This window comes from Methanoculleus sp. UBA303 (assembly GCA_002501655.1).
Lineage (GTDB): Archaea > Halobacteriota > Methanomicrobia > Methanomicrobiales > Methanoculleaceae > Methanoculleus.
Map to the genome: position 1 here is coordinate 1 of DANY01000016.1, position 14250 is coordinate 14250.

Genomic DNA, 14250 nt, shown 5'->3' on the forward strand with positions numbered 1-14250 from the left:
TGAAGCCCTATTCTGGCTGTCATTCTTCCCTGACGAGATTGGTGCCGGACCTGGCCTGAAGTTCGACCTTTTTCCTCTCAAGCATGTCCTCATGCCGTGGACCGTGGTGGCTATCGCCATGGGGGCGGGGGGCAGTTATGGCGATACCCAAGGGAAAGCCGTGCCCCGGATTGCAATCAAGCGGGAACACCCAGATGAGATCTCAACAAAGTTGAGTATCAGTTGTTTCGTAGGGCACTACCCACGCGTTCACCCTTTTTATCTCGGGAGTTCCACATGGGATACTGCATGGATATCCGTAGGTTCATCACCGTGATGGAGCGGGTTGCTCCGCCCGAACTGGCCGAAGACTACGACGTCGGGAGGATCGGCCTTATCGTCGAGGGGAAGGGCGATATCGGGACCGTCTGCTGTGCGCTCGACGCCACGCAGCGGGTGGCTGAGGCCGCAACTCTTGCCGGCGCGGATATGCTGGTCGTCCACCACACGCCCCTCTGGAACCCGGTCACGACCGTCAGGGGCGCAACGTCGCACCTGCTCCGGACACTCCTCTCCGCCGGCATGAACCTCTATGTAATGCACACGAACTTCGACCATGCCGAGGGCGGCGTCAACGACACTCTGGCCGCAAGGCTCGGCCTTTCCGCGACTGAGCGGATGACCGCCGGCCTCGTCGGCGACTGCTCCCTCGACGCAGAGGAGATCGCCCGCCGCCTCCCCGGCGGGGGAATACGGGTCTACGGGGAGATCGGGACGATCCAGCGTCTCGCAGTCGTGGGGGGGAGCGGGTTTGACCCCGACCTGATCCGGGAGGCCGTCGATCTTGGGGCGGACGCCTTCCTCTCGGCGGAACTGAAACACAGCGTGGCCCGTGCATCACCCATACCCTGCCTCGAGGCCACCCACTACGCGCTCGAGGCCCCGGCCATGGAGGCGCTCTCCTCCCGCATGGGGTGGCATTATATTCCTGATCCGCCACACGTAGTGGTAGTTCCATGAGCGGCATCTGGCAGAAGATCGAGCAGAAGAGAGCGCTGACGCCGGAGTTTCGCACCTGCATCGAGCATGCCTACAAAGACCGGGGAAGAAAGGCACTTGCAGCCGTCGATGAACAGCAGGTGAAGCGTTACCTGGATTTCTTCATTGTGGTGGGGCACAGCGACGAGTACATCGTTGAAGGCGACTTCTGCACCTGCAGCGACTTCCTCTTCCGGGGACGCGAATGCTGGCACATTCTTGCGGTACGCATCGCAGAACGAACAGGATTATACGAATCCTACGATCTCTGGTACCAGGACACATGGAAACTTTAAACGGTCCGCACAAACAACTATATTAGTTCCAGTCATACCTGATTATACTGCGTGATTTTCAATGCTCGAAGAAGAATATACGCTCGATTATTTCCGATCTCAAGGATTTGAGCGGAAGGTCTGCAAGAGTTGCGGAGCGGCGTTCTGGACCCGGGACCCCGAACAGGAGTTCTGCGGTGACGCTCCGTGTGTGACGTATAACTTCATCGGCAACCCGGTCTTTAAACCCCACACCGTTGATGAGATGCGGGAGGCATTCCTCTCGTTTTTCGAGCGGCACGGTCATACGCGCCTTGAACGCTACCCCGTAGCCGCCCGGTGGAGAGACGACATCTACCTCACCATCGCGTCCATAGCCGACTTCCAGCCGTTCGTCACGAGCGGGGTCGTCCCCCCGCCGGCAAACCCGCTCACCATCTCCCAGCCCTGCATCCGCTTAAACGACCTCGACTCCGTCGGCAGGTCGGGGCGCCACCTGACGCTCTTTGAGATGATGGCTCACCATGCCTTCAACACACCGGAGGAGCAGATCTACTGGAAGGACGAGACGGTGGCCCTCTGCGACGAGTTCATCGCGTCCATCGGGGGCGACCTTGACCGTGTCAGTTATAAGGAGCACCCCTGGTTCGGCGGCGGGAACGCCGGAGCGTCCGTCGAGGTGCTCATTGGGGGCCTTGAGGTCGCGACACTGGTCTTCATGAACCTCGGGCGGCAGAAGACCGATCAGCCGCCCGTCGCGGTGAACGGGGAGACCTACTACCCGATGCGGCTGAATATCGTGGATACCGGCTACGGCCTCGAACGGTTCGTCTGGGCCTCGAAGGGTTCGCCGACGATATACGATGCTGTCTTCCCGAAGATGGTGAGCCGTCTGATGCGTTCGGCCCACCTCGAGAACCTCCTCGACAACCCGGAGTTCACGAAGATCATGGGGCTCAGTGCACGGTTCGCCGGAGTGATGGATATCTCCGGGACGAACCTCCATAACCTCCGGATGAAGGTCGCCGAGGCGATCGACGTGCCGGTGCAGAGATTGGAGCAGATCGTCGTCCCGATCGAGAAGGTCTACTCCATCGCCGACCACACCCGCTGCCTTGCCTACATGCTCGGCGACTGCATCGTCCCCTCGAACGTCCGTGAAGGGTATCTCGCCCGGCTTGTGCTTCGCCGGACACTCCGGATGATGAACGACCTCTCGATGGACGAGGACCTGGGCGACCTGATCGAGGCACAGATGCAGGTCGTAGGAACTGCGAACTTCGGGCAGGACGTCGATGTGGTCAGGGAGATCGTGGAGAACGAGGAGGCGAGGTATGCTAGCACCCTCGAGCGCGGGACCCGGATCGTCCAGAAGATCGCCCGGAACTACAAGGCGAAGAGCGCACCCCTTCCCCTCGCGGAGGTGATCACCCTCTACGACTCGCACGGTATCCCGCCCGAGATGGTGAAGGATGTCGCTGCCGCCGAGGGCGCTGTTGTGGATATCCCCGATAACTTCTACTCGCTCATCGCCGACAGCCACTCGGAGTCGCAGAAGGAGGCGAAAGGGGAGGATCCGCTTGCCGCCTACCGCGAGCGGGCGAAATCCCTGCCCCCGACGAAGAAACTCTACTACGAACTGCCGAATGAGGTCGAGTTCGAGGCGATGGTGCTGGACTACTTCGACGGGATGGTGGTCCTGGACCAGACCCTCTTCTACCCCGAGGGAGGCGGCCAGCCGTCGGATACCGGCACCCTGGTGACATCCGAGAGCATGGTGCGGGTGGAGGAGGCGACGAAACTCGGGGAGGTGATCCTCCACCGGGTCACGGGAGGCCCCCTCATGCGCGGCGACCGAGTGAAGGGCATGGTGGACGAGGAACGCCGGTGGTCGCTGATGCGCCACCATACGGCGACCCACGTTCTCCTGCACGCCGCAAAGATGGTGCTTGGCGTCCATGTACACCAGGCAGGCGCCCAGAAGGGGAGCGAGACTTCCCGCCTGGATATCCGGCACTACAAGCATATTACGCCTGAAGAACTCCAGAAGATCGAGGTCGAGGCAAACCGTATGGTCATGGCCGATACCCCGGTCTATATCCATATCGAGGAGCGGACAAAGGCCGAGCAGAAGTACGGGTTCGGCCTCTACCAGGGCGGCGTCCCGCCGGGCCGGGATATCAGGACGGTGCAGGTGGGGAGCGATGTGCAGGCATGTGCGGGAACGCACGTCCGGACAACCGGCGAGATCGGGCCGATCCGGGTCATCGGCGTCGAGCATATCCAGGACGGCGTTGAGCGGCTGGTCTTTGCGGCCGGTATCGCTGCCGTGCAGGCCATACAGCGCATGGAGGAACTCCTCCAGGCATCCGCTGATGTGGTGAGCGTCCAGCCCGAGAACCTGCCGGCGGCGGTAGCGCGCTTCTTCGGGGAATGGAAGGAGCAGAAGAAGGAGATCGAGCGTCTCCAGAAGAACGTGGTGGATCTCCAGATGCAGCACCTCGGGGGCGAGGTGGTGGGCGGGGTCAGGGTCGTCGTCAGGCAGGTGGATGCGGCCCAGAAGGAACTCGTCGCGCTCGCCATGACCGTCTCCGGTGAGGGCGGTGTGGCGCTCTTCGCATCGGGAGACGGGAACGTGAAGGTAGTGGCGGCGTCGGGGGCACCGTCGGTGAACGCTGCCGACATCGTGCGGGAGGTCTGCAGCGTCCTCGGCGGAAAGGGCGGCGGCAAGTCGACCCTTGCGCAGGGCGCGGGATCGGACGTCTCCCGGCTCGAAGAGGCGCTCGAACGCGGGCGCAGAGAGATCGTTGAAGCACTCCATGGTTGATGATGTTGTAGTTATCCAGCCGGGCGATGAGCGGGCACAGAAGATCGCCCGGGCAATGGCTAGCCAGACGGCGAACGCGGTCATCCAGGCCTTCGGTGGCGGTCCGCTGACGTCGTCGGAGGTTGCCAGGGCGATGGCGATCCCGATCACCACCGCTTCCTACCATATCGAGAACCTCCTGAACGCCGGGCTTCTTGAGGTTATGGAGACACGCTGGAGCGAGAAAGGGCGCGAGGTGAAGGTCTACGGCCTGGCAAACCAGGTTCTCATCATCGCGCCGCCGGTAAGCGACCTCCGGTCGGTGCTGAAGAAGTACGCAACGCTGTTCGGCGTCGTCGTCCTCGCAAGCCTCGGGCTCTGGGCGATTCTCCCCGCGGTGCTGCCCGCCCTCGAGGGTATGCCGCCCGAACCGAGGCTTGCCGGGGGCGGGGGGGAGGAGATCACTGCGTTCAGGGCACCCCTGGCCGATGCCTCTGGGGCGCCGCCGGTCCATGACCTGGTGATGGGCTTCTTCTTCGGCGCCTGCGCGGTGCTGCTGGCGTTGCTGGTCTACGAGGTCTATTACTGGTGGCGCACTTCACCGCGCTGCCAGGCGGAAAAAGAGCAGGAACGGATAAAAGAAGTTCAGTAAGGGAATCTTCGAGGTTTTTTACCGTCGCCCCCTGGCAACTCCAGCTTCCTGGGGTTTTCCGCTCCCGGCCTCAACCTTTGCTCCGCATTTGGGGCACCGCGTCTTTTTTGGGTTGATCTCTGCACCGCAACTGTAGCACTTCGGCATAATCTGTCACCACATATGCCTGATCGGGCTGTGATACCATAAGGTTATCCCACAGGGATTCCGGTCAAAACTCAGGCAGCGGGCCGGAAGGCCCGGAGATCGGGGCTGAAATGCTTTGGACGACGCTCTTCTCCGAAGGTATTCATCAGTCTGGTATTAGGGAGGGGGAGGGGAAGTCCCCGCATATCCCAGGTACAACCGCAGGCCCGTACAGGGGGGTCACCCTGCCCCGCCCGCCATACTTCTTCGTTTGCACCTGTCCCGAAATTCCGGTGCAACGGTGCGACCATACGGGGCGTCGTCCTCCTGGAGTCTGCAAGGAGGCCGGGGGTATAATCATCAACCGTCTGGGCAGCAGCAAGCGAAACGGTGTCCGGATCGGATACGGAAAAACAGGCGGCAGGCCAACTCCGGCGCTGCCAGAAAAATAAGCCGGAGAGGGCGGGAGAAAATTTCCGAGGTTTTATCCCGCTTCTCCGGCATCCCTTGCGCCCCGGCACGGGCGCATCGAGGTTTTTCTGGAACTCAAGATGGTTGTTCGGCGGTCGTCCGCACACCCGCCGATCCGGCCGGGTGCAACGTATCCTCTGTAGTCACTCGCACCTGCGGTGCTCAGGCGACGGGCGCTCCGCCCGTCGTCTGCACACCTCGTATCCCCTCCGGAGAGAGGATCTTACTTAAACACGTTGAAGATCTGGTCGCTGCCGGTCGCGAAGAGCCGCTCCCGTTCAGCCTTCTCTTCAACGATCGCGAGGACCGGGAGATCCATATCCACACCCGGGGTGTGCCCGAACATCTTCTCCATGTCCGTCTGCAGGGCGTGCATGTAGAGCGAGTTCGCGATCTCCATCGGGCAGTTCTCCTCGCACTGGCCGCAGTTGACACAGGAGTCCGCCACGTGGGCGTAGCGGATCAGGTGGAACATGAACGGCACGGGGAGCACGCCCGGCGGCACCAGGTAGGGCTTCTTCGTGCTGCACTCGACGCAGTAGCAGATCGGGCAGTTGTCGATACAGGCGTAGCACTTGGTGCACCGGGACGAGTCCTCCATCATCTTCTGGAGGCGTTCCTTCCCGCTGCCAAGCCCCTCGAAGTAGCGCGCCCGCCACTTGTCGCCGAGTTTCAGCATGGCACCCTCGACCTTGCCGCGGATCTCGATACCCTTCGGGTTCGCGGGCTCGGTGGCGACGGCCCCGGCCTTCGCGGCCCTGCTCAGAAGATCTGCACCCTTCTCGGAGCAGACCTCGACGAACGTGGCCTTCCCGGCCTTATCGCCAATGACGCCCCAGTTCCCGCAAGCGAGGTCGGCCTGGCGCGGGATCTTCATCTTGCACCGGCGGCAGTTGGACCGGCGGCCGAAACCCGCTTCCTCGAGTTCGTCCATCGAGATGCCCTTGTGCTGGCCGTCCTTCGTCACGATGATGAACTGGCCCTTGTCGATCTCCTCCTTGACGACATCGTTCGGGTCGACCCCGAACTTCTCGCGGATCATCTTCCGGGCGGAAACCGGGCTCACCGAACCGCCGCAGTTGACACCGATCAGGAGGAGGTTGTCCAGGTTGACCTGGTTGCGCTTCGCGAGTTCGTATATGCCCATCGCGTCGCAACCCTTCACCGTCACAGCGATACGCTGATCCTGGGCGCCGTTCAGGTACTTTTTGATCAGTTTCGCGAGCAGAAGCGTCCCGCAGTGGAGCGAGCCCGCCGTCTCTGCGAGGTCTGCGGGATCGGTGATGAACGTCGGCACCGCATCGTAAAGGTCAACACCTTTCTTGACTGCCAGCACGCCGTCGACAATATTGTTCTCCAGGGCAAACTTGAGGAGCCCGGTCACTGCGCCGCCGCATTCCGCCACCTTGGCGATATCGGGGCTCGTCGTCCAGGCGTATACCATATCTCCTTTAGCTGCCATCTCACTGCACCCCCGTGATCTTCTCGACAGCAACCGCACAGTGCTTCAACTCCGGCATCTTGGAGAGCGGGTCGAGAGCATCGTTCGTCAGCATGTTCGCAGACGCGTCCGCGAAGTGCATCGCCATCATCAGGACGCCGGGCCCGACCTCATCGGTCACCCTGGCGAGGCTCTCTGCCTCACCACGCCTGCTGCGGAGCTTGATCTTCTCTCCGTCCTGGATCTTCAGCCGCGCGGCATCCTCTTTGTTGATCTGCACGTAGCCTTCGGGCACCTCGTGGTGAAGCATCTTCGCCCGTCCGGTCTGGGTCCGGGTGTGGTAGTGGAAGATCAGACGTCCGGTCATCAGGGTGAACGGATACTCGGCGTCGGCGACCTCCGCAGGCGGCCGGTACTCGAGCCCGAAGAAGGTTCCGAGGCCGTCGGCCGCGGAGAACTTCTCGCGGTGCAGGATCGGCGTTCCCGGGTGCTCCAGGGTCGGGCAGGGCCAGTGTACAGACTCCGGCTTCTCCATCCTCGAGTAGGGGATGCCTGCCATCGACGGAGTGACCCGCCGCATGTCGTCCCAGATATCCTCCGGCGAGTTGAAGTCGAATCCATTGAGGCCGAGCTTGTGGGCCAGGTCGACGAAGATCTGCCAGTCTTCCTTTGAATCTCCCGGGGTCTGCACGGCCTTCCTTATACGGTTGACACGCCGTTCGGCGCTGGTGAACGTCCCGTCCTTCTCGGCGAAGGATGCGCCGGGCAGGACCACGTCGGCATACTGCGCCGTCTCGGTCATGAAGAGATCCTGCACAACCAGGAAGTCCAGTTTCTCAAGCGACCGCATAACGTGGTTCGAGTTGGGGTAGGAGACGACCGGATTCAGCGCGAAGATGTACATCGCCTTGATCGGGTCGCCGCACTGGGTGATCTGCTCCGTCAGGGTCACACCGTAATCGCTTGCAAGCCCGGTGACGCCCCAGAGTTCTTCCATCCGCTTCCGGGCGGCAGGGTCCTCGCACTTCTGGTAGCCGGAGAAGACGTTCGGGTAGGCACCCATGTCGCAGGCGCCCTGGACGTTGTTCTGGCCGCGGAGCGGGTTGACGCCAACTCCCGGTCTGCCGATGTTGCCCGTGAGCATCGCAAGGTTTCCAAGCGACCGGACGTTGTCCGTGCCGGTCGTGAATTCCGTGATGCCAAGACAGTAGATGATCACCGCGTTCTTGGCGCTCGCGTACATCCGGGCGATTTCCTTGACCCGCTCGGTGGGAACGCCGGTGATCGACTCGACATCTGCGTACTTCTCCACGACCTTCCTCATATCCTCGAATCCCTTCGTCCGCTTCGCGATGAACTCCTTGTCGTGGAGGTCCTCCTTGATGATCCAGTACATGATCGAGTTGATCAGGGCGATGTTCGTCGAGGGGTTGTAGCGGACGTAGTGGTCGGCCAGGCGCGCGGTTGGGGTGTAGCGCGGGTCGCAGACGATGAGCGTCTTCCCTGCCTTCTTTGCCTGGAGAATCCGGCGGCCGGCGAGCGGGTGTGCCTCAATCGAGTTTGCCCCGATCATGAAGATGAGGTCCGTGTTCGCGAGGTCCTCGAAGGGGTTCGTCGCGGCACCGGAGCCGAACGAGAGCGAGAGCCCCGCGACGGACGGCCCGTGGCAGATACGCGCGCAGTTGTCGATGTTGTTGGTCTTGAAGGCCACGCGCGCGAGTTTCTGCAAGGCGTAGCATTCTTCGTTCGGCGTCCGGCACGAGACCTGGAACCCAAGCGATTTCGGCCCGAACTTGTCGCTGATCTCCCGAAACTTGGAGGCCACGAGACCGAGCGCCTCATCCCAGGACGCTTCTTCAAATTTGCCGTTCTTCTTGATGAGGGGCTTTGTCAGCCGGTCGGGGCTCTGCACGAACTCCCAGCAGGAGACTCCCTTGGGACAGAGTTTTCCCTCATTTATCGGGCTCCTCTTCAGGGGCTCTACCCCGACGAGTTTGCCGTCGTTCACCACAAGGTTGAGTCCGCACCCTACTCCGCAGTACGGGCAGGTCGTGGGAACGTAACGTAACTTTCCATTGGTTTCAGCCATTCACATTCTCCCGATTGTTGCATTCAACGTCGGTTTCTGAGCATGTCAGGAAAGCACAGACACACTCACATTAGTTTTACTCTACTAAGTAGTATATAAATTTAAACTTACTCATTTAACATTCTGACATATACTATCGAGTATATTTGATCCGCACCATGTTCAAACCCCGGCCCATAGAAAGTAGAACATATTTACGCTCTTTATGCGATTAAGAGATAAATAACGACGAATACACCAGAATTAAACCATTTTCATTAACTAAACGTAGTTGAACAATCCAAAATGTTTACAAATAACCTTGACCAAACACTCTCCCGTGCAACCGAGACTGAACCATACATGGGACGATATCGAGGCCAGGCTCGAGTCAAAAGGCTCTACTCCGGGATTGATAAAGCATTTTCGGAGATGTATCGACTTTCACACCTTCGCAGCTCCGGGACTTCTGGTCGGAGTCTTCATGGTGGACTACGCCCTGGAACTCCTGAACCCTCCTGAGGGCGAGAAGATCTACGCCGTCTGCGAGACCACGAAGTGCCTGCCCGACCCCCTGCAGGTGATTGCCCACTGCACAACCGGCAACCACCGTCTCCGGGTGATCCCGATCGGGAAGTTCGCCATCACCATGAACGGGCCGGCCGAAGCCCCATACGTGAGCGGGATCCGGGTCTTCGTCGACGGCGAGAAGATCGGGCGGTACCCGACGTTTGCCCTATGGTATACCAAAGACCCGCTCTTCGACCCGAGGACCCGGGGCACCGCGCTGATCGACGAGATCATCGAGGCAGGGCGCGGGTTCCTCTCGCACGAGCGGGTGCGGGTGAAAGTGCCCCAGAAATGGCCCTGGAGATCTGCAATCTGCTCCATCTGCGGCGAGATGGTTCCTGACAACCTGCTCGTCGACGGAGCCTGCGCCGACTGCCGGTCCCAGTCCTACTACGAGAAGAAGACATACTGAAGAGATCCCTCCCGGGATGGAGGGCGCAGGGGGGGGCGTAACCCCATCGAGACTGAATGCACCACATGGAACTCTCCCCTATCGGGCTTGTGCACTCAAGCATCCGCTCACGCAGCGATATGCCGGTCCAGGGCGTCGACGCCGAGATTGAGATCTTCTCCGCGTACGCCGGGGCGCTCTCCGGCGTCGAGGAGAATTCGCACCTGATCCTGATCTGCTGGCTCCACGAGGCGGACCGGAGAGTCCTGAAGGCGGTGGCCCGGAAGGTCTCCTGCGACCTCCCGGAGAAGGGCGTCTTCTCCCTCCGCTCTCCGGCGCGGCCAAATCCCCTCTCCATATCGGTGGTGCGGTTGCTCGGCATGCGGGAGGAGCGGGTTCTTGCGCTCGCAAACGTCGACCTGATCGACGGGACGCCGGTGATCGACATCAAGCCCTACCAGACAGGATGGGACTGCGTCTTCTCCGCGACCGGCCACGACCGGACCGGGAAGATCCAGAAGATGGGCCCCGGCGAATACCGGGAGGGCCTCATCCGCGAGGCCGTGAACTACCATGGAGAACTCTGCCCCGGCGTGGCGGTCGCGGTGCGGGTCGCGGAGGCAGCAACGCGCATCCTCAAGTGCGACCTCTCGATGCCGCAGGTATCAGTCACGCTCGGCTCCGACCCCTGCGTCGCCGATGCACTCATCGGGATCACCAGCGCGCGCCCGGGAAACCGCCGCCTGGGGTGTTCGGGAGGAGACTGTTACGTCTTTGCCGGTCCCGGAGAAGAGGCGGTCTTCTGCCTCCGGCAGGGCCTGGAGAACGTCGACGCGATCCTCATGGGCAGTGAAGCGTCGCTCTTCGACTGCGATGTCCGCTCCCGGCACAGTCAATAAAAAATGGTTATTTTTTGACTGGAAGTAACGAATACGCATGTACCTGCCGGGAGGGGATAAGACCCCTCCATCCGGCACGCCACCGAGGAGACACAAGATGCCACGCCGATACCTGAATCTTACACCGCTTCCAGAAGCGCTCGCGGCTATGCGACGAGCGTTCCCCCCGCCGGACCATGCCGAGACCGTGCCGCTGCGCCTGGCTGTCGATAGGGTGACGGCTGAACCCCTGTACGCAGGCTACTCCGTCCCCGAGGTCGATATCGCGAAGTTCGACGGCTACGCGGTGAAGAGCGGCGATACCCTGGGAGCACAGGACCAGCGGCCGCTGCCAATCACGGACTGTGCTCGCATTAATACCGGCGAGCTGCTCCCTCCGTCATTTGACGCCGTCGTCATGGTCGAGGATACCTGGGACGACGACGGCATACCCTGGGTCAGGAAGTCCGCCGCGGCCTGGCAGAACGTCCGGCATGCCGGCGAGGATATTCGGGCCGGCGAACTCGTCCTCTCGAAAGGCCACCCGATCCGGCCGTTCGATCTCGGGGCGCTCGCGACCTACGGCATAACCCGGGTGCGCGTGCGATCGGTCCGGGTCGGCATCGTTCCGACGGGGAGCGATCTCGTGCCGCTCGGCGTAGCGCCCGAGCCCGGTCAGACGGTCGAGACGAACACCCTCATGGCGGAGGCCTACCTCACCCGGATGGGGGCGACCTGCCGCCGGTATGGTATCGTCCCCGACGACCCCGACCGGATCCAGGAGGCGGTGCAGGAGGCGGTCGCCGAGAACGACCTCGTCATCCTCTCAGCAGGTTCGTCGGCCGGCACACGGGACTTCTCCCGGGATGTCGTCGGCGCGCTCGGGGAGATCATCTTCCACGGCATCGCTGTCCGGCCGGGAAAACCTGTGCTGCTCGCAAGCGTCGACGGCAAACCGGTCCTCGGAATGCCGGGCTACCCGGTTGCCGCGCAGACCGTCCTCCGGGAGGTTGCCGGGGACCTGCTCGCGTGGTGGGGGCTCTCACCACTCCGGGGCGAGGAACTGGACGTCCGGCTGTCGCGGAGGCTGGCGTCCGATCTCGGATTTGACGAGTTCGTCCCGGTCTCGGTCGGGCGGGTGGACGGCACCTGCTTTGCGACCCCCCATCCCCGGGGGGGCGGCATCCAGATGGCGGTGGTCCGGGCGAACGGTTACATCCACATCCCGGCCGAGCGCGAGGGGATCGAGGCGGACGAGGAAGTGCGTGTCCGGCTCACCGTCCCGCCGGCCGAGATCGCCCGCACGCTCATCTGCGTCGGCCAGCGCGATCCAGCCCTGAGCGAGCTCAGAAACTGCCTCTCCGATACCGGTTACATGCTCCATTGCTGCAACGCATCGACGGTTGGAGCGGTGCTCGCTATACGGGCGAAGACCTGTCATGCCGCGTCAGTCTGTATCCCGGAGACCGAAGCGGCCTGGAACGACCAGGTGCTCCGGTACCTGCCGGAAGTCGACCTCCTGCGGGTGCAGGTAACCCGGACGGAACTCGGGGTTGTGTCGACCGCCGACCTGGATCCCGGCAGCGTAGCGTCGCTCAGGTTCATCAACCGCCCGAAAGGGTCGGCGGCGCGGGTCTTCCTCGACGCATGGCTGGACCGGCAGGGTATCGATCCCGGCCGCATCACCGGATACGAGCATGAGGTGCGGACGCCCGGTGCCGTCGCCACGGCTGTCAGCAACGGGTTTGCTGACGCAGGTGTCTGCCCGGCCCGCATGGCGCGGGAGGCGGGGCTCCGGTTCACCCCGCTCGGCTACGAGTCGTGTGAGCTCCTGATCCGGGAGGAACTTGCCGCGGACGAAGGCGTCGCAACCCTCATCCGGACCGCCCGGTCGCCGGAGTTTCAGGAGCGCCTCCGGTTGGCAGGCAGGTAGCGCCGGACACCGGGCGGGGTGGCCGCCTATCCCGCTCGGAGGGTTTCGGATACCCGTGCTTTGTTACACTAGACGTCGGACGAACTCCTCGGGCATCAAGGTGCGCTTTGCGGTCTCCTCGACCGAGATTCCGCTCTTAAGGAGTCTTCTCGCCACGCTCTCCATGGGTTCCCCGACTTCAACAATGTGCATGTCGGGATCGTACAGTCGGACGACTCGCTGCCCCCAGGGCTGCTCTCTTAACTCGTGCACATAGTTCACGGAGTCTATATCTCTCAGCCTTTCAAGGAAGGTATCCAGGTCTTCCTCTTCGAAGTAGAGTTCTGCATTATTGGATCCGGAAATGATATCGCTCTCGTCGACGGTTATCAGGTCCGCATAATGCGACCTCAGGTGTATGGCAAAACCCCCTTCAAAGAATACGTTTTCGCCGAGATCGCACCCCACCTTCTGGTCAAGCACCTCTTCGTAGAAGGTTTTTGAGACTTCCATGTCACGGACAACAATAAGCGGGCATACAAACTTCATGGTATCATCTCCTGCAAAACCTGTTTCGCCGGCCGCCGACGTTCAGGGCGCAGCCGTGCCGGAGCGACCCGTGAACTGCCTAACAGCCCTGAAGTCGCCGGCCACCTCGTTATATCCGTCGTGGATGGTCCTAGTGCTTAAGCCTTCCGTTATCAGCCCCGGCACAGTGTACTTTCGAAAAAAACATCTCCCTTTCAGCAAGACTATAATTCATGCCAGTTAGCGAGCAGACGCAGAACCAGATCATGGCGGTGCTCCGGCGGATGGCGGAGGCCACCGCAAAGAAGGATGTCGATGGCGTGGTAGCGCTCACCGACCCCGGTTTTCGGGCGTTCGGGACCGGCCCCGACGAAAAGGCGATCGGGAGGGAGGCCTACCGTCGGCACCTCGAACGCGACTTTTCGCAGGCGGAGGCGATATCGCTTGAGTTCTCCGACATCCATATCGGTGCCGAGGGGACGGTCGCGTGGGTCATGGCCGATATGGCGTACCATATCGTCGCCGACGGTGCCCCGCAGACCCTGAACGGGCGGCTGACAGCGGTGCTCCGGGGGACAGGCCATGCATGGGTCTTTGTCCAGATGCACTACTCTCTCCCGGCGTCGGACCAGGAGGCCGGGCAGTCGTATCCGACGGCGTAACTCCTTTTTCGGCCCGCTGCAAACTCTGTTCCGACCCTGGCGCTCGTCCCCGCCCGTGATGGGGCGGGTGCCGGATCCGGATTTTCCCGGGTTCATCCCGGGCACCGGACCGTGGCGGCTATCGCGCCGGGGGGTTTTGGGGACCGGGAGGGGGGCCTCTCCCTCCCCCCGAACGACGATATCCTCAAATTCCCCACCCCGCCCGGCCTCCGGCCTCCCTCCCGCCCCCCCTTCAGGGGCAGGGGCAGTGCGTGGCGATACCCGATGGAAATCCGTATCCGGGGGCACGAGCGTTCCAGACCCTGGTTCTGATACTGATACGTTTCATAAGATACGCCCATGATGCGCTGTTTCAGGCTGGACGGTAGACCGACCCATTTTTTGGTAGTGCTCCAGCAGAGAACTGATAATCGATCTCGGTGGATCCGACCGAAAATTTCCGTTATCGGGCTC

At 61.9% G+C, this 14250-nt stretch carries 12 protein-coding genes; 9 read left to right on the top strand and 3 right to left on the bottom strand.

Going from position 1 to position 14250, the window contains the following annotated elements:
* The 5 genes from BP846_RS03380 to BP846_RS03400 form a co-directional block, all read left to right on the top strand.
* A partial coding sequence (locus tag BP846_RS03380; protein ID WP_292392637.1) for a hypothetical protein occupies positions 1-316 on the top strand: 316 nt, incomplete at its 5' end.
* Positions 289-999: a Nif3-like dinuclear metal center hexameric protein gene (locus BP846_RS03385; protein WP_292392638.1), complete on the top strand. Its 711-nt coding sequence runs from the start codon at positions 289-291 to the stop codon at positions 997-999. The genes BP846_RS03380 and BP846_RS03385, both read left to right, overlap by 28 nt.
* On the top strand, positions 996-1313 hold the full coding sequence (locus BP846_RS03390) for an SWIM zinc finger family protein (protein ID WP_292392639.1): 318 nt from the start codon (positions 996-998) through the stop codon (positions 1311-1313). Before BP846_RS03385 ends, BP846_RS03390 begins: the two co-directional genes overlap by 4 nt.
* A 61-nt stretch (positions 1314-1374) precedes the next feature.
* Positions 1375-4119 (top strand): alanine--tRNA ligase, encoded by a 2745-nt coding sequence (gene alaS, locus BP846_RS03395; RefSeq protein ID WP_292392640.1) that lies wholly within the window; start codon positions 1375-1377, stop codon positions 4117-4119.
* Complete coding sequence (locus BP846_RS03400) at positions 4112-4750, top strand: ArsR/SmtB family transcription factor (RefSeq protein WP_292392641.1); 639 nt, start codon at positions 4112-4114, stop codon at positions 4748-4750. Before alaS ends, BP846_RS03400 begins: the two co-directional genes overlap by 8 nt.
* Positions 4751-5570: 820 nt before the next feature.
* Here BP846_RS03400 and BP846_RS03405 read toward each other — a convergent pair.
* Complete coding sequence (locus BP846_RS03405) at positions 5571-6809, bottom strand: Coenzyme F420 hydrogenase/dehydrogenase, beta subunit C-terminal domain (RefSeq protein WP_292392642.1); 1239 nt, start codon at positions 6807-6809, stop codon at positions 5571-5573.
* A 1-nt stretch (position 6810) separates the two neighbouring features.
* Positions 6811-8877 carry a formate dehydrogenase subunit alpha gene (fdhF, locus tag BP846_RS03410; protein ID WP_292392643.1) on the bottom strand — a complete coding sequence of 689 codons (2067 nt, stop codon included), beginning with the start codon at positions 8875-8877 and terminating at the stop codon, positions 6811-6813.
* A gap of 319 nt (positions 8878-9196) precedes the next feature.
* On the opposite strand from fdhF, the gene BP846_RS03415 reads away from it, so the two are divergent.
* The 3 genes from BP846_RS03415 to BP846_RS03425 all read left to right on the top strand — a co-directional run bounded on the left by BP846_RS03415 (position 9197) and on the right by BP846_RS03425 (position 12628).
* On the top strand, positions 9197-9838 hold the full coding sequence (locus BP846_RS03415) for an FmdE family protein (protein WP_292392644.1): 642 nt from the start codon (positions 9197-9199) through the stop codon (positions 9836-9838).
* A gap of 65 nt (positions 9839-9903) precedes the next feature.
* Positions 9904-10716 (top strand): tRNA (N6-threonylcarbamoyladenosine(37)-N6)-methyltransferase TrmO, encoded by an 813-nt coding sequence (tsaA, locus tag BP846_RS03420; protein WP_292392645.1) that lies wholly within the window; start codon positions 9904-9906, stop codon positions 10714-10716.
* Between the two features lie 97 nt (positions 10717-10813).
* The gene (locus BP846_RS03425) at positions 10814-12628 is read left to right on the top strand and encodes a molybdopterin biosynthesis protein (protein WP_292392646.1); all 1815 of its coding nucleotides are present in this window, start codon (positions 10814-10816) and stop codon (positions 12626-12628) included.
* Positions 12629-12691: 63 nt separating this feature from the next.
* Here BP846_RS03425 and BP846_RS03430 read toward each other — a convergent pair whose 3' ends face one another.
* A complete protein-coding gene (locus tag BP846_RS03430) occupies positions 12692-13156 on the bottom strand; it encodes a VOC family protein (protein WP_292392647.1) in 465 nt (154 codons plus the stop codon).
* 212 nt (positions 13157-13368) lie between these two features.
* Between BP846_RS03430 and BP846_RS03435 the strand changes: the two genes are divergently transcribed.
* Positions 13369-13797: a nuclear transport factor 2 family protein gene (locus tag BP846_RS03435; RefSeq protein WP_292392648.1), complete on the top strand. Its 429-nt coding sequence runs from the start codon at positions 13369-13371 to the stop codon at positions 13795-13797.
* Positions 13798-14250: the final 453 nt, after the last annotated feature.